The organism is Roseateles sp. T103 (assembly GCF_057219915.1).
In genome coordinates, this window is record NZ_JBXVVS010000001.1 from 1,041,189 (window position 1) to 1,061,045 (window position 19,857).

Sequence of the window (19,857 nt, forward strand, 5' to 3'; positions counted from 1 at the left end):
GGCTTTACTGCGCGAACTCAGGACCCATTGCGGCCAAGTGTAAGAGAACTCGACAACAGGAAAAGGGCTTTCACCCCTCACTTGAGGGTTCGCATCAATTCCTTTGCCTCGACCGAGCTGGGAAATGCAGCCTCATTGCCAAGGATCGCAGTCAATTCATCGCGCGCTTCCTTTGTGCGGCCCGCCTTTGCCAGGACTGCGGCCAAGTGATAGCGAATCTCCGGGTGACTCGGCTCACGTAGCCTGGCGTCCCTGAGAAGCTGAAGCGCCCTCGACTGATTCCCTGCCAAATGATTGGCCCAGCCAGCCGTGTCAATCACTGTTGCACTTTGAGGAGCAAGCTTCAGCGCCTGCTCTGCGATGCTCAGCGCACCTGGATCGTTCAGCCGCATCAGCGCGTTGGCGAGGTTGTTCAGAAGCTCGACATCGTTGGGTTGGGTCTTGAGGGCTGCCTCATAGACACGACGCGCGCCAGCAAAATTTCCACCTCTCGCATGCGCGTCGCCCAGCGCCTTTTGCACCTGTAGATCGCGTGGGTTGGTCTTCAGCCAGCCTTCCGCGAGAGCAATGGCCGGCTTGCCGTTGTCCTGGCCAGCAAGCACGCCGAACAGCCGTAACAGACTGGCCGACGACTTTTCCAGTTCATGGGCGCGCCGCAGGGATTCCGTCGCCGGACCGATCTGCTTGCGACTGAGTGCGACTTCGGCCATCAGGGTGTGGCCAGTGGAACGCTTGGGATGGCTGGTGATGATTTGTGCCGCCCGTCGTTCCGCCTTGGCGGTTTCGCCAAGAGCCAACTCGACCTGCGTCATGAGCGCTGAAGCAGAAAGATCCCCAGGTTGGACGCTGAGAGCCTTGTCCAGCGCATACGCTGCGCCTGCAAGATCTCTGGCTTCGACCAGCGCGCCGGCAATCTGGACTTGCTTGGAGGCCTCGAACCCCGCGCGGCGGGACGCGTTGGCAAGCGTGCTTCTCGCGCCTGCCAAATCGCCGTTGGCAAGCTGTGCTGCACCATAGGCCTGAAGTGCCTCGACGTCCTCCGGCAGCTTGGCAAGCAATTGCTTTGCAGCATCGAGCGCCTTCGGCGCGGAGCCCTTGCGCAGATGCCAGGCGACCAAGGCCGAGTTGGCACGGGTCTGACGCTGGTTGCTCGCCTCGGCAGCGCTCTCCAACCATTTCAAAGCCTCATCATCTCGGCCTGCCGCCTCGTTGACCAGCGCCATCTCGAACAAGGCATCCACGTTACGGTCCTGCTCCTTGAGGACGGCGGCAATGCGCTGGCGAGCAGACTCGAAGTCCTTCGCCGCGATATCCACGCGTGCCAGACCGAACCGCGCCTCGGTCAATAAAGCGTCGAGCTTCAGTGCCTGCTCAAAGCTCGAGCGTGCCCCCTTAACATCCCGCAACTGCAGCCGCACCGTACCCTGTACGGTCAACATGCTTGGGTTGTTCGGATTGGACTTGACCAGGCCTTCAGCCAACTTTGCCGCTTTGTCCGGCTGACCACTGCGGAGGTACAGACTGATCAAGGCAAGCCCAGCGTGCGATTGCCTGGGATCAGCGCGGTAGGCTCGTTCCAACTCAGCGATCGCGTTACCGCTCTGGCCAGCGCGCATGAGGCTCATGCCCAGCGCCGTTCGAAACTCGGGAGCGTCTTTGGCGCGGAGTGCTTCCTGCATCAGAGCGGTCGCTTTTGCATGGCGCCCTTGTGCCATGTGGGCAGATGCCAGCATCAGCATCGCTTGCCCATCACCAGGGCGGGCGCGCAGATAGCCTTCGAGTAACTCAACGGCACGGGTCATGTTGGGTTCGAGCATGGCCACCTGCGCAAGCATCTTGGCCAAGGGGCTGTTCGGTTGCTGCCGTAGCGCGTATTCCAGATACGGTTTGGCCTTCTCGAACTCGTTGAGGCCAAAGTGCGCCATACCGTTGAGCATCAGTACCTGTGGTCTGAAGCGGATGGCCTCGATCGGCACTGGATCAAGCAATTCGGTCACCGTTTTGAGCGCGGCGCGGGCCGCAGCGGCATCGCCCTTGCGTTCGGCGAGAACCGCTCGCAGGTAGGCCGCACGTGGCTCGCCGGGAGCCAGCGAGTCCAACTCCCGCAAATCGAGTTCTGCTTCTTTGGCAAGCCCCAGGTCCAGGCGGATGCCCGCGCGCGCGAGCCGTGCCTCTACATGTCCAGGATCCAGCAGCAGCGCCGCGTCGTAGGCCGCGAGAGCAGGCTGAAGGGACGCCAGGACATGATGCACGGAGCCTTTCTGATAGTGGGCCTCGGCTGACTTTGGTTCCAGCTTCAGCGCACGGTCCGCCGCCGCATTGGACTCATTGAACTGTCGCGACCGGATCCGGATCGGCACTTCTGCCAACCAGGTGTCGGCCGTGTCCGGACGCAGGGCACGCGCATCCTCGACACTTTTCAGCGCGCTGCGACTGTCCCCGAGGTCGGAGTGCGCGGCCGCGCGCACAAGCAGCAAGTCGACCTGCGTCGCTCTCGGCAAACCGGCAGGTTGCAGCCGCTGCTCTTCGAAGATCAGCACCTGCTTGCCCTGGGCGGACAGCGACCGAGCGAGCGGCACCGCGACCTCCGCCCGGTCGACACCCAATCGCAGCGCTTCTCGGAACGCCACCTCTGCAGCGGCCGCTTGGCCATCTGCAAGCAGGGCACGGCCCAAAAGAACCTGCCCCGGCAGCATCGACTTGTCGATCTGCAGAGCGTTCTTCAGTTGGATGATGGCACCTGCCACATCCTTACGCTCGTAGCGCTGCAGCGCGTCCTCGTAGAACCGAGCAGCTTTGTCGCGATTGCTCTGGGCTTGCACCAGCGGCGAAGCGAGAACCAGTAGCGTCAGCAGGAGCCCGCTGGCGATCGGTGCCCAGCGGCGAGTCAAGGTGCGTTGCATGGGCGGGAGTTAGTGGATGGAGTCCAGGCCAAATCGCTGCGGATCATACGTGTCAGGCTGCCGCAAACGGCCACGGAGTCGAGGGGGGCGGACTGGCGCTGCCGTGCATTAATGCAGCCTCGCGCCTGCGCTCGCAGGGCTGCCCCTGCTAGTAGCGCAACTCCAGCGTCATCAGATCGTTCTCCCGGCGCATCTGGAAGCGCGACAGAAAGCTGTTGCCAAGCAGCACGAAGCCCATCTGGCCAGGCACGACGATCGCGTCCACGTTGCGAACGTCGAGTTCGCCGATTCGCACACTGTCGAGCAGCAAACGGTGGGCTGGAACAGTGCCGTTGGCGGTATGCGTCATCACGCGCTGCCCGTCGCGAAAGCGCAGGCCCAGGCGCTCAGCCTCGGCCTGGGCGATGGCCACTGTCGTGGCGCCCGTATCGACGAGGAACTGCGTCGTGCGTCCGTTGATGCTGCCGGCGGTGGTGAAGTGTCCTCCCTGGCCTGAGCTGAGCACGATCTTGCGGGCCTTGCCAGCGGCGTCGCTGCCGGCACCGATGCGCCCGGGCGAGGCGCCCAGGGCCAGTTGCATGCGACGGCCATCGACCTCGACGACGGCTCGACCGTCCTCCAGCTCCAGCAGTTTCACGCCTTGCACGGTCTGACCGACGCGCACGGTGCGCGCCTCGCCATCGATCAGCAGCAGTGCCGCCTGGCTGCCCAGGCTGCCGTTGAAACTGACGTTCTGCGCCCAGGCCGGCGCCAGCAGCAGCGCGGCGCAACTGGCGGAGAGGACAAGCGCGCGCGCGGTCTGCATCGCCAGCCGCTCAGGCCCGCTGATTGTCGAAGCTCAGCGGCACGTCCGCGAATTCCTTGCGGATCAGGGCCATGGTGAGTTGGATGTCATCGATGCTCTTGCCGGTGAGCCGGACCTTGCCGTCCTGGTAGGAGGCCTGGACCTTGATCTTGCTGTTCTTGACGGCGGCGCTGATCTTCTTGGCGAGGTCGGCCTCGATGCCGTCCTTGATCTTGTAGCTCTGCTTGACCTTGTCGCCGCCCAATTTCTCGAGCTTGTCGGCCTTCTCCAGGAAATTGATCGTGACGTCCTGCTTGGTGAGCTTGCCGTAGAGCACCTGCTCGATCTGCTCGATCTGGAAATCGCTGTCCCCGATGGACTCGATCTTCTTGTCCTTCTCCTTCAATTCGACCTGGGCGCTGGTGCCCTTGAAGTCGAAGCGCGTGCCAATCTCCTTGATGGCGTTGTCAACGCCATTCTTGATCTTGACCATATTGGGTTCGAGGACGGTATCGATGCTGGGCATATTGTTCTGTCAGTGCTTTTCTAAGAATGGGCGAAGTTGCCACGTGTGATCTGGGAAAATTCTGCCATGCTCCCTTCCGCAGCCAATCCCCCCGACGAAGTAGTGCCTCAGGCGCTGCGGATCGAACACGGCGTCAACCTCAAGCCGTTCAACACCTTCGGCTTGCCGGCCCTGGCCGAGCGGCTGGTGCGCATCCGCAGCGAGGCCGATGTGCGCCGTGTCGTCGATCATCCTGAATTGGGCCGCGCACAGAAGTTCGTGCTCGGCGGCGGCAGCAATATCGTGCTGACCAAGGATGTCGAAGCGGTGGTGCTGAAGGTGGAGATCCCCGGCATCCATCTGCTCGAAGAGCGCGACGACGCCTGGATCATCGAGGCCGGCGCCGGCGTGGGCTGGCACGAGCTGGTCGCCTGGACCATCGAGCAGGGCTACCCGGGGCTGGAGAACCTGGCGCTGATCCCCGGGACGGTCGGCGCCGCCCCGGTGCAGAACATCGGCGCTTACGGTGTGGAGGTGAAGGACCGGCTGGACAGCGTGATCGCCGTCGATCTGATCACCGGCCGCGCCGCGCATCTGCCCGCCTCGGCCTGTCGCCTCGGCTATCGCGACAGCGTGTTCAAGCACGAAGGCTTCGGCGGACTGGCCGGCAAGACCGTGATCACCCGCGTGCGCCTGCGCTGCCCCAAGCCCTGGAAGCCTGAGCTGGGCTACCTGGACCTGCAGCGCAAGATCGAGCAGACCGGCATCACCGCGCCGACGGCACGGCAGATCTTCGACTGGGTCTGCGAGATCCGCCGCGCCAAGCTGCCGGATCCGGCTGTGATCGGCAATGCCGGCAGCTTCTTCAAGAACCCGGTGGTCAGTGCCGAGCAGTGCCGCGACATCATCGGCCGCGACCCCGGCATCGTGCATTACCCGATGCCCGACGGCACGGTGAAGCTGGCCGCCGGCTGGCTGATCGACGCTTGTGGCTGGAAGGGCAAGACCGTAGGCGGCGCTGCAGTCTACGAGAAGCAGGCCCTGGTGCTGGTCAACCGCGGCGATGCCCGCGGCGCCGAGGTCGTCACGCTCGCACGTGCCATCCAGGAGAGCGTGTACGGCCGTTTCGGCATCCGGCTCGAGCCGGAGCCGGTGGTCGTCTAAACCGCGCCTGTAAAGAACAATGCCCCGGGGCTTGCGCCGCGGGGCATGGCAGACATCGGGCCGCTGCTGGCGGCCTGACGATGCTTACTTCTTCTCGTGCTTGATCTGCGGCACCGGCACGCCTGAGCCCGCCGTCAGCAGTCCGGCTTGCGTGTAGGTGGCCAGCTTGGCGCGGGTGTCGACGATGTCGAGGTTGCGCATCGTCAGCTGGCCGATGCGGTCGGCCGGCGAGAAGGGCGCGTCCTCGACCTTCTCCATCGACAGGCGCTCCGGCGCATAGGTCAGGTTGGGGCTGCGCGTGTCCAGCAGCGAGTAGTCGTTGCCGCGGCGAAGCTCGATCGCCACCTCGCCGGTGACGGCACGCGCCACCCAGCGCTGCGCGGTCTCGCGCAGCATGATGGCCTGCGGGTCGAACCAGCGGCCCTGGTAGAGCAGGCGGCCCAGCTTCAGGCCGTTGATGCGGTACTGCTCGATGGTGTCCTCGTTGTGGATACCGGTGACCAGGCGCTCGTAGGCGATGTGCAGCAGGGCCATGCCCGGGGCCTCGTAGATGCCGCGGCTCTTGGCCTCGATGATGCGGTTCTCGATCTGGTCGCTCATGCCCAGGCCGTGACGGCCGCCGATGCGGTTGGCTTCCAGCATCAGCTCCACCGGGTCACTGTACTCGACGCCGTTGAGCGCCACCGGCATGCCTTCCTCGAAGCGCACGGTGACCTCTTCAGCCTTGACCTGCACGTCCTCGCGCCAGAAGGCCACGCCCATGATCGGGTTGACGATGCGGATGCCGCTGTTCAGGTGCTCCAGGTCCTTGGCCTCGTGGGTGGCGCCCAGCAGGTTGGAGTCGGTGGAGTAGGCCTTCTCGGCCGACATCTTGTAGCCGAAGCCGGCCTTGGTCATGAAGGCCGACATCTCGGCGCGGCCGCCCAGCTCGTCGATGAAGGTCTGGTCCAGCCAGGGCTTGTAGATCTTCAGCGCTGGGTTGGTCAGCAGGCCGTAGCGGTAGAAACGCTCGATGTCGTTGCCCTTGAAGGTCGAGCCGTCGCCCCAGATGTTGACGTCGTCTTCCTTCATCGCGGCCACCAGCATGGTGCCGGTGACGGCACGGCCGATCGGCGTGGTGTTGAAGTAGGTCACGCCGGCGGTACTGATGTGGAAGGCGCCGGCCTGCAGCGCGGCGATGCCCTCATGCACCAGCTGTGAACGGCAGTCCACCAGCACGGCCTTCTCGGCGCCGTACTCCATGGCCTTGCGCGGGATCGCGTCGTAGTCCGGCTCGTCAGGCTGGCCCAGGTTGGCGGTGTAGGCGTAGGGAATGGCCCCCTTCAGACGCATCCAGTGCAGCGCGGCGCTGGTGTCCAGGCCGCCGGAGAACGCGATGCCGACCTTCTGGCCGGCGGGAATGTGCTGAAGAATCGTAGACATGGGCTTGGGGATGGGTTCGTCGGGCCGGCACGGCCCGGGGTGCAGCGGGTCAGGACGCATTGCCGCCAAGGCGCGGCAAACGCTGCATTTTCCGTCAAAACCGACTGGCTCCTCCGCGAGCTGCCGCTGCACCGCTGCGCAAAGGCAAGGACTGTCGCTCCAGAGACAGGCGTCGGAGCCGCTCGAGCCACAGAATCCGCCCATCTCGGCAGTAGCTGCGCGCCCAGCGCCAGCGCATCGATGGCAGTCACAGCGGACGCATCAGTGAGCACGACAAGAGCAGAACGAACAGGAGACGAGAACGTGAGACAAGCACCAGCCGCCACCGTCAAGCCGCAGCGCAGCCATTGGCCCAAGCGCCTGCCTTTGGAGCTGGCCATTCCGCAGACCTCCTTGTGGTTCAACCTCGAGGTTGCTGCGCGGCGTTTCCCCGACAAGACGGCGCTGCACTACTGCGGCGGCAAGCTCAGTTATGCCGCACTAGCGGCCCAGGCTGAGGCGCTGGCCGGCTGGCTGCAGGCCCAGGGTGTGGGCAAAGGCGATCGCGTGGCAGTGTTCATGCAGAACTGTCCGCAGTTCCTGGTGTCCTTCTACGCGATCAATCGCGCCGACGCAGTCGTGGTGCCGGTCAATCCGATGAACAAGGCCGACGAGTTCGGCCACTACATCACCGACCCCGAAACCAAGGTGGTCATCTGCAGCGCCGATCTCGCCAGCATCGTTGAGGCGGCCAATGCCACGCTGCCAGCCGAGCGCCGCATCAAGGCGCTGCTGGTGACCCGCTATGCCGATGCCATCGGCGACACGCCGGACCTCGCCGGCATGCCGGAGGCGATGCGCACCTGGCTGCAGGCCGACCCGGCGCTGCCTCCCGACGCGGTGCGCTGGACGGATGCACTGCAAGCGGGGCACCGGCCCGCGGCCCATACGGCCGTGGCCGACGATCTGGCGCTGCTGCCTTACACCTCGGGCACCACGGGCCTGCCCAAGGGCTGCATGCACACCAATGCCACGCTGATGAGCAACGCCTGCGGCGGCGGCCAGTGGGGCTACGCCTCGGCCGAGTCGGTCGGCCTGGCGGTGGTGCCTATGTTCCACATCACGGGCATGGTTTACGGCGTGCTCGGGCCTGTGTACTACGGCATGACGCTGGTCATCATGCCGCGCTGGGATCGCGAACTGGCCGGTCAGCTGATCAGCCGTTTCCAGGTCACGCACTGGACCTGCATCCCGACGATGATCATCGACCTGTTCGGCAGCCCCAACTATGCGAGCTTCGACCTGTCGAGTCTGCGCTACCTCAGCGGTGGCGGCGCGGCGATGCCGCAGGCGGTGGCGGAGCGGTTGCAGCGCGAGTTCGGTCTGACCTTCTGCGAAGGCTATGGTCTGACCGAGACCGCCGCCCCCACGCACGCGAATCCGCCCGAGTACGCCAAGCTGCAATGTCTGGGCATCCCGATCTTCGGTGTCGACTCGCGCGTCGTCGATCCCGACACCGGCAAGGAACAGCCGCCCGGCGAAGTCGGCGAGATCGTCTCCCACGGCCCCATGGTCTTCAAGGGCTACTGGCGTGCGCCGGAAGCTACCGCAGCGGCCTTCATCGAGATCGACGGCAAGCGATTCTTCCGCACCGGCGACTTGGGTCGCATGGACGAGGAGGGCTACTTCTTCATCACCGATCGCTTGAAGCGCATGATCAATGCCAGCGGCTACAAGGTCTGGCCGTCCGAGGTCGAGCTGATGCTCTACAAGCACCCGGCGGTGCAGGAGGCCTGCGTGATCGCAGCCAGGGACGCCTATCGCGGCGAGACGGTGAAGGCCATCGTTGTGAAGCGCAGCGGCTGCGAAGGCGTCACCGCCGACGACATCATCGCCTGGTCGCGCGAGCATATGGCGGCCTACAAGGTGCCTCGCATCGTCGAATTCGCCGACAGCTTGCCCAAGTCCGGCTCGGGCAAGGTGATGTGGCGCCAGTTGCAGGAGCGCGAGCAGAAAGAGCAGTCCTAGGCCGGCGGCGCAAATACAACAGGGCCACCCGATGTGGCCCTGTCTGGCGGCGAAGCGTGCGGCTTCGCGCCGCCGAGCCTGAAGGACTTACTTCGTCGACGAATACTGCTTGATCAGCGCGCGCGCTTCTTCGATCAGCTTCTTGCCATCCGCGCCCTTGTTGGCGACATCCTTCATCCACTCGTCGTCGACGCCGTCGGTGGCCTTCACCCAGCGCTGGTACTCGGCGTCCGGCAGGTTGTAGAACACGCCCCCGGCATCGCGCGCCGCTTTCTTGTAGCCCTCGACCACCGCATCGAAGCCGGTCTCGCCCGCCCAGGCCGAGACGGCCAGTCCACTGTTGTTGTCGATCACCTTCTTCAGATCGGCAGGCAGGCTTTCGTACTTGGCCGGGTTGATGCCCATCATGAAGATGGCATTGGAGATGCGCGGCGAACCCGCGGGCACGTCGAGGTGGTACTTGGTGATCTCGCCGAGCTTGACCGCCGGCGAAGCCTCCCAGGGAATTGCCGCACCGTCGACCACGCCCTTGGACAAGGCTTCCGGCACCGCCGGCAGCGGCATCTGCACCGGCGTGGCGCCAAGAGCTGCCAGCATGCGCGAATTGGCCCGCGTGGCGGCGCGGATCTTCAGACCCTTCAAGTCTTCCAGGGTCTTGGGCTGCTTGCTGGTGAAGTGGAACAGCGCGCCATCGTGCACATGCATGAAGATGCGCTTCACGCCGCGGAACTCATCCTGGGCGAACCTGTCTACGAACGTCCACAGCGCCTGGCTGCCAGCCTTGGATGTGGTTGCCATCCAGGGCAGCTCGAAGACCTCGGTCTTGGTGAAGCGGCCCGAAGCGTAGGTCGGGATGGTCCAGATCATGTCGACGACACCATCACGCAGCTGATCGAACAACTGTGCTGGCGTGCCGCCCAGCTGCATCGCCGGGTAGATCTGGCACTTCAGCCGGTCGCCCGACTCCTTGTTGATCTTGTCGCACCAGGGCTGGATCAGCTTGACCTGAGCACTGGAGGTCGAGGGCAGGGGGTGGTGCAGGCGCAGGACGATCTGCTGCGCTGCGGCGTTGCCGGCTGCCAGCAGGCTGGCCAGTGCCACGCTTGCCAGCGCAAGAATGTTCTTCTTCATCATGCTTGTCTCCTCAGTGTGAATTTGAAAAGGCGTCGGGCCTATGTTTGGCCGACAGAATGTCTCGCCGCGATTCTGGCGCAGGCCCCCCGGGCGCAATCGTGTGCGCTCACGGCCGTTGTAATTCGGCCTCGCCTCGGCCAACGGACAGTGCGGTGCAGGCCATCAGACCACCACCACCTCGATCAGCACCGGGCCCTCAGCCTGCAGCCCTTCGGCCAGCGCCGCGGCCAGCTCCCCGGCCTGCTCGACGCGGCGGCCCTTCATGCCCTGGGCTTCGGCGAACTTGACGAAGTCCAGATCGGGCAGCTCGGTGCCGGCCGGCTTGACGCCGGGCGCGTAGCCGAACACCGGGGCGAAGTCCTGCAGCGCCGCATAGCGCCGGTTGTTGAGGATCACGAAGGTGATTGGCAGCTTGAGCTGTGCCGCGCTGTAGAGCCCCTGGATCGAATAGAGACTGGAGCCGTCGCCGATCAGGCCGATGGTGCGACCCTTCTTTCCCAGGCGCTGGCGACCCAGCGCCATGCCCACGGTCGCCGGCACGCCCCAGCCCAGGCCGCCGCTGGCCATGGTGTAGAAGCTGTCGGCGCCGTCCATCGGCAGATAGCTCTGCATGGTGCCGCGCGCGCCGGGCGCTTCTTCGACGACGATGTCGTCGGCGCGGCGCACCTCGTCCAGCGTCTGCAGCGCGAAGGCGGTGCTCATCGGCAGGCTGGGTTCGGCGCGCGGCGGCACCGGGCGCGGTGCCGGCAGCTCGCGTGCGACCGGGGCGCTGGCAGCGAGCAACGCGGCGGTGGCCAGATGCAGGCTGGCGAGGATGCTGTCACCGACCGGCGTCCAGGCCGCCTGCTGCGGGTCGTCGACGATCTGGATCAGCTTCGCGCCCGCCGGCAGATGCGGGCCGAAGCCCTCGACGTGGTAGGTGAAGGCCGGCGCGCCCAGCACGACGATCAGGTCGTGGCCGGCGAGCTGCGCGACGATGCGCTCGCGCATCGCCGGCAGGAAGCCTCGGAACAGACGGTGACGCTCGGGGAAGCCGCAGCGCGGCACCATCGGGCCGGTGTAGACCGCCGCCGAATGCTTCTCGGCCAGCGCCACCAGCTGATCCACCGCGCCGTCGCGGTCGACACCGCCGCCGACCACGAAGGCCGGGCGCTGCGCCGCATTCAGCGCCGCAGCGGCCCGCGCGATCATGGCTGGGTCGGGTGCGATCGCGCGGCTGACCTCGCGCTCGCTGACCCATTCGCTTGTCTTGTCCCAGTCGTCGGCCGGGATCGACACGAACACCGGCCCGCAGGGCGGCTGCATCGCGATACGGTAGGCCCGAGCCAGCGCCAGCGGCAGGTCCTCGCCGCGTGCCGGCTCGATGGACCACTTCACATAGGGCTTGGGCAGCTCGGTGGCCTGGGCCGAAAACAGGAAGGGGTCGAAGGGCAGGATGGAGCGCGCCTGCTGGCCGGCGGTGACGATCAGCGGCGTCTGGTTCTTGCAGGCGGTGAAGATATTGCCCATCGCGTGGCCGACGCCTGCCGCTGAATGCAGGTTCACCATCGCCGCATTGCGCGTGGCCTGGGCATAGCCGTCGGCCATGCCGACCACCACCGACTCCTGCAGGCCGAGGATGTAGCGGAAGTCCTCTGGATAGTCGCGGAACATCGGCAGCTCGGTGGAACCGGGGTTGCCGAAGACGGTGTCTATGCCCACATCGCGCATCCACTGGATGACGGCTTCGCGGACTGTGGGCTTGTGGTTCTGGTCAGAGCTCATGGACGGCAGGCAGTGGGTACGGCGCGGCAGGTCGACGCCGCCGCCTGCGCAGTCTCGGCGCCGCGGGCTCATCAATCAATAATATGAGCCTACTAAGCAGAATTGACATGGCGAATATCGACACGCTGGACCTGAACCTGCTTCGTCTGTTCGACGCGATCCATCGCACGCGCAGCATCAGCCGCGCAGCCGAGCAGCTGGGCCTGTCGCAGCCGGCCACGAGCCAGGCGCTCACGAGACTGCGCCTGGCGCTGCGGGATCCGCTGTTCGAGCGCGCGCCCGGCGGTGTGAAGCCCACGCCGCGCGCCGAGCGGCTGGCGCAGTCGGTGCAGGCGGGGCTGGCGCTGCTGGAGCAGGGGCTCAGCGAGGGCAGCGAGTTCGATCCCGCCACTTCGAGCGCCGAGCTGCGCCTGCATCTCACCGATATCGGCGAGGCGCGTTTCCTGCCGCGACTGATGGCCGTGTTGCGCGAGCGCGCCCCCCGCATGCAGGTGCAGGCTCGCGCTTTGGCGCAAGGCGAGATTGCGGCGGCGCTGGACCAGGGCCGGCTGCATTTCGCGATCGGCTTCCTGCCCCAGGTGGCCGACACCGCACAGGTGGAGCTGCTCAGCGACCGCTATGTGCTGCTGCTGCGCGAGGGCCATCCGGCGCTGGCCGGCATGAAGCGCGGCCAGCTGAAGGCAGAGCGACTTGCAGAGCTGGATTTCATCGCGGTGCGCAGCCATGCCGAGACCTTGCGCATCCTGCAGCTGCTGCGGCTGGAGCAGCGCGTGCGCCTGGTGGCTTCGAACTTCCTGGCCTTGCCCGCTATCGTGCGCAGCTCGGATCTGGCGGTGCTGATGCCCTACGAGATCGCTCAAAGCTTCGAACCGCGCGAGCGCTTCCGCAGCATCGAGCCAGGCTTGCCGCTGCGCGACTTCAAGGTTTCGCTGCACTGGAGCCGCCGGCACGAGCACGAGCCCATGCTGCGCTGGATGCGCGAGCTGCTGCTGGAGATCTTCCAGGCGCCGGATCAGCGCAGCGGGCGCCTAGAAGCCTGAGCCCGGCTGGGCCAGATACGCCTGTTCGTCGGCCGTGCTGGTGCGACCCAGCGCGGCATTGCGGTGCGGGAAGCGGCCGTAGCGCGCGATGACCTCGCGGTGCCGCCGCGCATAGTCGGCGGTGCTCTCCAGCCGGGCATCTTCCGTAGCCAGCGCTTCGAACAACTCGACGCTGCGCTGCTGCAGCGCCATGTCCTCGGCATGCTCCAGCGGCAGATAGACGAAGACGCGCTGCACCGTGCTCAGCGCGCGGTCGCCGCCGCGCTCGATCAGCGCTAATGCCGCTTCGCGCGCCAGTTCGTCGCCTGCAAAGGCGCGCGCCGTGCCACGGAAGACATTGCGCGGGAACTGGTCCAGCAGCACCAGGCGCGCGAGCGCTCCATAGGGCTCGCGATCCCAGTCGCGCAGGCCGCCAGCGAGCGCCTGCTCGATCAGCGCGCCGAAGCTCTCGCGGACCTGCGCATCGAAGGCCTCGTCCTTGCGGAACCACTCGGCGCGCTGCTCGCCGTCGCTGGCGCTGCCGAGCGCGCCGAACCAGAAGTTCAGCACCTGCTGCGCCGGGGCCGGCGCGAGCAGCCGCTGCCAGCGCTGGTGGCGCTCGACATGCACGCGCACATAGCTGCACAGCGGCTGCAGCTGCAGGCCCTGCGGCGCCAGCCATTGCAGCGCGTGCTCGACCAATTCGCCGGCCAGCCCGCGGCCGCGCAAGGCCGGCGCGGTACCGGTATGCGTGATCAGCAGCCGTTCGTCGTCGCGCTGATAGTCCAGCTCGCAGCGATGGCCCTCGACGAAGGCCTCGAAGCACTGGCGCTGCGGGTCGTGAAGGATGTTCATCGGCTAGGGCCTCACTTCAGCTGCAGCCAAAGATAGCTGTACTCCAGCGCCTGCAGCGTCGCACGCTGCTCGTTGTCGGCCGCACCGCCGTGGCCGCCTTCGATGTTCTCGTAGTAGAACAAGTCGTGGCCTTGCTCCAGCATGCGCGCCGCCATCTTGCGGGCATGGCCGGGATGCACGCGGTCGTCGCGCGTCGAGGTGGTGAACAGCAGCTTGGGATAGCGCTGGTCCTTGCGGACGTTCTGGTAGGGGCTGTAGCGCGAGATGAAGGCCCAGTCCTCGGCCTTGTCGGGGTCGCCGTACTCGGCCATCCACGAGGCGCCAGCCAGCAGCTTGTGGTAACGGCGCATGTCCAGCAGCGGTACCTGGCAGACCACCGCATTGAACAGCTCGGGCCGCTGCGTCACCGTGGCGCCAACCAGCAAGCCGCCATTGCTGCCGCCCATGATGCCCAGGTGCTGCGGCGCGCTGATGCCGCGGCGGATGATGTCCTCGGCCACCGCGATGAAGTCGTCATAGCTATTCTGCTTGTTCTCGCGCAGCGCGGCCTGGTGCCAGGCCGGGCCGAATTCGCCGCCGCCGCGGATATTGGCCAGCACCAGCACGCCGCCGCGGCGGTACCAGGCGCGGCCGAAACCGCCCGAATACCAGGGCTGCAGCGAGACCTCGAAGCCGCCGTAGCCGTAGAGCAGCGTCGGGTTCTTGCCATCGGCCTTGGCGCCGGCCGGCCAGATCACGAAGTAGGGCACCTCGGTGCCGTCGGCGCTCTTGGCAAAGAGCTGCTCGGCGCGCATGCCCTTGGCGTCGAACAGCGGCTGGCGCGACTTCAGCGCCTCGCGCGCATCGCTGCCGGCACGCGCCAGGTAGAGCGTGTCGGGCGTGAGGAAGTCGGTGTAGTTCAGCAGATAGCGATCGGCCAGTGCATCGCTGGCCAGGCTGTCGTCGTGCAGGCTGGCCACGCCCAGCGTGCCGGGGAAGGGCGCCTGCACCTCGCGCCGACGCGGCTCGGCGCCGCCGAAGTCCCATTCCTCCAGCCGGCTGGCAACCTTTTCGCTGATGTTGAGCAGCAGATGCTGGCGGGTCAGCGCATAGCCGGTCAGCGAGCGAGTCGCGGTCGGCGCGAACAGGGTCTGGAAGCGACGCTCGCCCTTCAGAAAGGCGTTCGCATCGGTGATCAGCAGGCTGCCGGCCTTGTGCGTGGCGCCGCCCGTCGTCCAGTCCTTGCGCAGCGACAGCAGCAGGCGCGGGCCCCAGAACTGCGGCTGCACATCGGTGGGCAGGTCCAGCGCCAGCAGCTTGCCATCGCTCTGCTGCAGCCAGTAGCGCGCGTTGTAGAAGTCCAGCGCGCGGCTGAACACGGTGCGCTCGAAGCCGCGCGCCTTGTCCACCGACACCGACGCGGCCACGTCCTTGGCCTCGCCCTCGAACACGGTCTCGGCGCTGTCCAGCGGCGTGCCGCGCTTCCAGCGCTTGATCACGCGCGGATAGCCCGAATCGGTCAGCGAGCCGGGGCCGAAGTCCGTGCCGACGTAGATGCTGTCCTTGTCGATCCACTCGACCTGGCTCTTCGCCTCGCGCAGCATGAAACCGCCTTCAGAAGGCGGCACGAAGCGCTTGGCGACCAGATCGAATTCGCGCACCACGCTGGCGTCCGCGCCGCCGCGCGACAGCGACAGCAGGCAGTGCCGGTAGGCCGGCGCCAGGCAGCTGGCACCGGCGAACACCCAGCTCTCGCCCTCGAGCGCGCCCAGCGCATCGAGGTCCAGCACAGTCTCCCAGGCCGGTGCCGGCTTGGCATATTCGGCCAGCGTAGTGCGGCGCCACAGGCCGCGCTTGTGCTGCTCGTCCTGCCAGAGGTTGTAGACGTAGTCGCCGCGCCGGCTGATCTGCGGGATGCGGTCGCGGGCGTTCAGCACCTCGAGCAGTTGGCCGCGCAGCTGGCCGAACTCGGGCTGGCGCTGCAGGGCTTTCAGCGTCAGCGCATTGCGCTCGCGCACCCAGGCCAGCGCCTTGTCGCCCTGGACGTCTTCGAGCCAGAGATAGGGATCGTCGGGAGTGCTTGTGTCGGCAGCTTGTGCAGTGGTCATGGCCAGGGGCAGCAGCAGCAGGGTGAGCGAGGCGAGCAGCCTCAGGATCGGGTGCTTGGTCGTCTTTTCCATGCCGCGATCTTCGGCGAAAAAACCTCGCCCTGCCGTGCACCGGGGCTAACGACCGTCTTCGGGGGACTTCAGCACCACCGGAGCAATCTCCACCGAGCGCTCGCCGGCCGACACATAGATCGCACCGTCCTGGATGCTGATCTGCAGCTGCATGCTGCGCGCCGCCAGTGCGGCCAGCGCCTGCGACTGCTCGGCCGGGATCTGCAGCACGGTCAGCTTGGGCGCCCGCGTCAGCTTGCCCTGGATGCCGGCCCACCAGACCGGCGTGCTGGAGGCATAGCTGATCACGGTGACGCGCTCGGCCCGGCCATGGGCCTTCATGATGCGGCGCTCGTCGGGCTGACCCAAGTCCACCCACTGGATGATGTCGCCGTTGAGATCGATCTGCCAGAGGTCGGGCTCGTCGACATCCGACAGACCCTTGCTGAACTCCAGCTTGCCGCGCAGATCGTCGGCCGGCATCAACAGCGCCATCGCGAGCACGCGCACCATCATGCGCTCCTCAGTTTCGGAGGGGTGGCAGGCGATGGTCAGGTTGAGCTCGCCGTAGACATGGCGGTCCATGTCGGCAACGTTGAGCAGGGCCTTGTAGATGGTGGCTTTGAGCGCCATGGCAGGGGTGTCGCGCGGGGGCGTTGGGCTGGCAAAGCGGGCGATTATCCGCGCGAACCCCGGGCGGGCCCGAAGAGCGACGCCGCCGCCTGCGTGGCATGATGCGGCTTCGGCGCCACGGGGCGCCGGTGCTTTTTGTCCATCCGTTTCCAGGCGGCGTTCACCGCGCCGTATCCCGAGTCCAGCTCTACCGAGTCCGCTCCGCCTATGAACCGCATTCTTTTGAGCCTGCTGCTGGCCGCCGCGCTTCCCGCGCTGGCCCAGACCGTCAACCCCGCCGCCAAGGTCGACCCGAAGAACAACAAGGTCAGCAAGCCTGTCGAGGTCAAGCCCAAGCAGAAGCTGATGAGCCGCGACGAGCTGCGGGCATGCCTGGTCCAACTCGAGACCAACAACAAGGACGCTGCCGAGATCAAGACGGCGCAAGCCGCCTTCAACCAGGAGCGCAGCGATCTGCTCGCCAGCCGCGCCGAGATGGAGAACCGCGGCAAGGGCCTGAGTGCCGACGCCAGCCAGCTCAAGCAGGACCGCGACGAGCTGCTGAAGCTCAACGAGACGCTGAAGGTCGAGATTCCCAAGATGGAGAAGGAGGCTGCCACCAAGGCCGCGGCCGACTACCAGGCCCGCGCCACCGCGCTGGACCAGCGCATCGATGCGTTCAACAACGCCAAGCGCCAGTTCGACGCCGATGGCAAGGCCTTCGATGTCAAGATCGAGGCGCACAACAAGAGCGCCGAGTCGCTGCGCAAGCGCACCGAGGATCATCTGGACAGCGTGGACGACTGGAAGGCCAATTGCGCCAACAAGTCCTATGACGAGGCCGATGAGCTGGCCGTGCGCAAGGAGCTCGGCCTGAAGTAAGCCTCGCCCAGACGCATGCCCGCGCTGCATCTGCGGGCATCGCGCAGCGCGCCACAATCCCGCCACCGCAACCCCGGGCCGGCCCAGCCTTGCGTGCGCATCCGCCGGCCGCACACGCAATCACCATGAGCATGAGCGACAACCCCCTGCTGCAGGACTGGCATGGCGAGCCCTACGGCTTGCCGCCTTTCGAGCGCATCGATGCCCGGCATTTCGCGCCGGCCTTCGAAGCAGCGCTCGCCGAGCATCGTGCCGAGCTGGACGCGATCGCCCAGCAGGCCGAAGCGCCAAGCTTTGCCAATACCGTCGCCGCCTTCGACCGCAGCGGCCGGCTGCTGACGCGGCTGGAGCACCTGTTCTACACGCTGGCCGCCTCACACACCTCACCCGAACTGCAGGCCGCGCAACGGGCGCTGGCCGCGCCGCTGGCGGCGCATGGCAATGCGATCTACATGAACGCGGCGCTGTTTCAGCGCATCGATGTGTTGTATGCCGAGCGCGAGCGCCTGGACCTCAGCGCCGAGCAGCTCCGCCTGCTCGAGCGCATCCACCTGGATTTCGTGCGCGCCGGAGCCAAGCTGGAAGGCGCGGCGCAACAGCGCTACGCGCAGGTGGTCGAGCGTCTGGCCGAGCTGAACACGCAGTTCGCGCAGAACGTGCTGGCCGACGAGAGCGGCTTCCAGCTGCTGCTGCGCAGCGAGGAGGAGCTGGCCGGCCTGCCCGACTTCGTTCGCGCTGCGGCACGCCAGGCGGCGCTGGAGCGCAAGCTGGACGAGGGCTGCTACTGCATCACGCTGTCGCGCTCGCTGATCGTGCCTTTCCTGACCTTCTCCGAGCGGCGCGACCTGCGCGAACAGGCCTACAAGGCCTGGGTGGGCCGCGGCGAGAACGAGGGCGCCACCGACAACCGCGGCGTGGCGCGCGAGATCCTCACGCTGCGCAACGAACAGGCGCGCCTGCACGGCTACGCCTGCTACGCCGACTATGCGTTGGCCGACACCATGGCCGGCAGCCGCGACGCGGTGCTGGGCCTGCTCAAGCAGGTCTGGGAGCCGGCCAAGGCAGCGGCAGAAGCCGAGCGCCAGGCGCTGCTCGGCCTGATGGCGTCGCGCGGCGAGCGCATCGAGTTGCAACCCTGGGACTGGCGCTACTACGCCGAGAAGGTGCGCAAGGCGCGCTATGACCTCGAGGAAGCCGAGGTCAAGCCGTACTTTCCGCTGGACGCAATGGTGCAGGCGCTGTTCGACTGCGCGGGCGAGCTCTTCGGCCTGCGCTTTGTCGCCAAGCCCGAGGTGCGCGCCTACCACCCGGACGTCAAGGTCTACGAGGTGCAGGGCCGCGACGGCCGCGCACGAGGCCTCTTTCTGCACGACAACTTCGCCCGCGCCACCAAGCGCAGCGGCGCCTGGATGAACGCACTGCGCTGGCAGGCGCGTAACGGGATCGATGCGCAGCCCATCATCCTGAACAACAACAACTTCGCCAAGGGCGCGCCGGGCGAGCCGACGCTGCTGTCCTTCGACGACGTGCGCACGCTGTTCCACGAGTTCGGCCACGGGCTGCACGGCCTGCTATCGGACGTGGAGTTCGAGCGCCTCTCCGGCACCCAGGTGCTGCGCGACTTCGTCGAACTACCTTCGCAGATCTTCGAGCACTGGATGAGCGAGCCGGCAGTGCTGAAGAAGCACGCGCGCCACTACAAGAGCGGCGAGCCCATCCCCGACAGCCTGCTGGCCAAGCTGAAGGCGGCCGAGCTGTTCAACCAGGGCTACGAGACGGTGCGCTACACCGCCAGCGCGCTGGTGGACATGGCCGCACATTCGCTGACCGACGCGCAAGGCCCGGACATCAGCGCCTTCGAGGCGCAGACCATGGCCGCCTACGGGCTTCCGCCGGCCTGCGGCATGAACCACCGCCTGGCGCACTTCCAGCACCTGTTCAGCAGCAGCGGCTATGCCGCCGGCTACTACGTCTATATGTGGGCCGAGGTGCTGGACGCGGACGGCTACGAGGCCTTCGTCGAGGCAGGCAATCCCTTCGACCCGGAGGTCTCGTCGCGGCTGCTGACCCATGTGCTGTCGGTGGGCAACAGCCGCGAGCCGCGCGAGGCCTATCGTGCCTTCCGCGGCCGCGATGCGGTGGTCGAGCCGATGCTGCGCGGACGCGGCCTGCTGCCGGCCTGAACGCGCGGCACGCCTTCAGCCGGCTGGCGGAAAGTACTCCGCCAGCCCGGCGAGGAATTGGCCGAAGTCGATAGGCTTGGTCCAGTAGGCAGTGAAGCCGGCGGCCAGCGCGCGCCGGCTGTCTTCGGCCGATGCTTCGGCCGAAAGTGCGATCACTGGAATGCCCGCGGTCGATGGCTCGGCCTGCAGACGGCGCATCACCTCGTAGCCGTCGCAATCCGGCAAATTCATGTCCAGCAGGATCAGCCTGGGCCTGAGCGCGATGGCCCGCGCCACGCCGCCACTGCCATCTTCGGCGCATTCCAGCTCGAACTCGGGACGGCCTGACAGCAGTTCCTCGACGACGAGACGATTGACGGGGTTGTCCTCGATGTAGAGCAGGTTGGCGGCCAGCGGTGATGGCACGGGCGATGGCACGGACAAGGCAAGCACTCCAGAGGCGGCTACGGGCCGAGGGCGCCAGTGGCGCGAAATGATCAGCATGC

Annotated in this window: 15 protein-coding genes and 1 pseudogene; 5 read left to right on the forward strand and 11 right to left on the reverse strand. The window is 66.5% G+C overall.

The window, feature by feature from the left end:
• Positions 1 to 77: 77 nt before the first annotated feature.
• The 3 genes from prsT to AC2EBS_RS04535 all read right to left on the reverse strand — a co-directional run bounded on the left by prsT (position 78) and on the right by AC2EBS_RS04535 (position 4,213).
• The gene (gene prsT, locus AC2EBS_RS04525; protein ID WP_484727176.1) at positions 78 to 2,903 is read right to left on the reverse strand and encodes an XrtA/PEP-CTERM system TPR-repeat protein PrsT; all 2,826 of its coding nucleotides are present in this window, start codon (positions 2,901 to 2,903) and stop codon (positions 78 to 80) included.
• Between the two features lie 148 nt (positions 2,904 to 3,051).
• Positions 3,052 to 3,708 (reverse strand): retropepsin-like aspartic protease family protein, encoded by a 657-nt coding sequence (locus AC2EBS_RS04530; protein ID WP_484727177.1) that lies wholly within the window; start codon positions 3,706 to 3,708, stop codon positions 3,052 to 3,054.
• 10 nt (positions 3,709 to 3,718) lie between these two features.
• Positions 3,719 to 4,213, reverse strand: a complete 495-nt coding sequence (locus AC2EBS_RS04535) for a YajQ family cyclic di-GMP-binding protein (RefSeq protein WP_484727178.1) — start codon at positions 4,211 to 4,213, stop codon at positions 3,719 to 3,721.
• Positions 4,214 to 4,327: 114 nt separating this feature from the next.
• On the opposite strand from AC2EBS_RS04535, the gene murB reads away from it, so the two are divergent.
• A complete protein-coding gene (gene murB, locus AC2EBS_RS04540) occupies positions 4,328 to 5,356 on the forward strand; it encodes a UDP-N-acetylmuramate dehydrogenase (protein WP_484727560.1) in 1,029 nt (342 codons plus the stop codon).
• Positions 5,357 to 5,440: 84 nt separating this feature from the next.
• On the opposite strand, the gene argG is transcribed toward murB, so the two are convergent.
• Positions 5,441 to 6,778: an argininosuccinate synthase gene (gene argG / locus AC2EBS_RS04545; protein WP_484727179.1), complete on the reverse strand. Its 1,338-nt coding sequence runs from the start codon at positions 6,776 to 6,778 to the stop codon at positions 5,441 to 5,443.
• Positions 6,779 to 7,081: 303 nt separating this feature from the next.
• Here argG and AC2EBS_RS04550 point away from each other — a divergent pair, with 303 nt between their 5' ends.
• Positions 7,082 to 8,785: a long-chain fatty acid--CoA ligase gene (locus AC2EBS_RS04550; RefSeq protein WP_484727180.1), complete on the forward strand. Its 1,704-nt coding sequence runs from the start codon at positions 7,082 to 7,084 to the stop codon at positions 8,783 to 8,785.
• A gap of 87 nt (positions 8,786 to 8,872) precedes the next feature.
• Here AC2EBS_RS04550 and AC2EBS_RS04555 read toward each other — a convergent pair whose 3' ends face one another.
• Together AC2EBS_RS04555 and mdlC are read right to left on the reverse strand one after the other, a co-directional pair.
• On the reverse strand, positions 8,873 to 9,919 hold the full coding sequence (locus tag AC2EBS_RS04555) for a TRAP transporter substrate-binding protein (RefSeq protein ID WP_484727181.1): 1,047 nt from the start codon (positions 9,917 to 9,919) through the stop codon (positions 8,873 to 8,875).
• A gap of 162 nt (positions 9,920 to 10,081) precedes the next feature.
• Complete coding sequence (gene mdlC / locus AC2EBS_RS04560) at positions 10,082 to 11,683, reverse strand: benzoylformate decarboxylase (protein ID WP_484727182.1); 1,602 nt, start codon at positions 11,681 to 11,683, stop codon at positions 10,082 to 10,084.
• A 107-nt stretch (positions 11,684 to 11,790) separates the two neighbouring features.
• On the opposite strand from mdlC, the gene AC2EBS_RS04565 reads away from it, so the two are divergent.
• Positions 11,791 to 12,723, forward strand: coding sequence for a LysR family transcriptional regulator (locus AC2EBS_RS04565; RefSeq protein ID WP_484727183.1), 933 nt, complete (start codon positions 11,791 to 11,793; stop codon positions 12,721 to 12,723).
• Here the strand turns inward: AC2EBS_RS04565 and AC2EBS_RS04570 are convergent.
• The 4 genes and pseudogenes from AC2EBS_RS04570 to AC2EBS_RS04585 all read right to left on the reverse strand — a co-directional run bounded on the left by AC2EBS_RS04570 (position 12,712) and on the right by AC2EBS_RS04585 (position 16,328).
• Positions 12,712 to 13,299, reverse strand: a complete 588-nt coding sequence (locus AC2EBS_RS04570; protein ID WP_484727561.1) for a DUF924 family protein — start codon at positions 13,297 to 13,299, stop codon at positions 12,712 to 12,714. The two genes, AC2EBS_RS04565 and AC2EBS_RS04570, sit on opposite strands and share 12 nt — an antisense overlap.
• 9 nt (positions 13,300 to 13,308) lie before the next feature.
• Positions 13,309 to 13,557 (reverse strand): annotated as a pseudogene (locus tag AC2EBS_RS04575) (GNAT family N-acetyltransferase); the annotation flags it as partial.
• A gap of 11 nt (positions 13,558 to 13,568) precedes the next feature.
• A complete protein-coding gene (locus tag AC2EBS_RS04580; protein WP_484727562.1) occupies positions 13,569 to 15,644 on the reverse strand; it encodes a prolyl oligopeptidase family serine peptidase in 2,076 nt (691 codons plus the stop codon).
• Between the two features lie 117 nt (positions 15,645 to 15,761).
• Positions 15,762 to 16,328, reverse strand: coding sequence for a YaeQ family protein (locus AC2EBS_RS04585; protein WP_484727184.1), 567 nt, complete (start codon positions 16,326 to 16,328; stop codon positions 15,762 to 15,764).
• 207 nt (positions 16,329 to 16,535) lie between these two features.
• Here AC2EBS_RS04585 and AC2EBS_RS04590 point away from each other — a divergent pair, with 207 nt between their 5' ends.
• The gene (locus AC2EBS_RS04590; RefSeq protein ID WP_484727185.1) at positions 16,536 to 17,189 is read left to right on the forward strand and encodes a hypothetical protein; all 654 of its coding nucleotides are present in this window, start codon (positions 16,536 to 16,538) and stop codon (positions 17,187 to 17,189) included.
• A gap of 131 nt (positions 17,190 to 17,320) precedes the next feature.
• Entirely contained in the window at positions 17,321 to 19,372 is a 2,052-nt protein-coding gene (locus AC2EBS_RS04595) for a M3 family metallopeptidase (RefSeq protein ID WP_484727186.1), read from the forward strand.
• A 15-nt stretch (positions 19,373 to 19,387) separates the two neighbouring features.
• Here the strand turns inward: AC2EBS_RS04595 and AC2EBS_RS04600 are convergent, their stop codons facing one another.
• Entirely contained in the window at positions 19,388 to 19,789 is a 402-nt protein-coding gene (locus AC2EBS_RS04600; RefSeq protein ID WP_484727563.1) for a response regulator, read from the reverse strand.
• Positions 19,790 to 19,857: the final 68 nt, after the last annotated feature.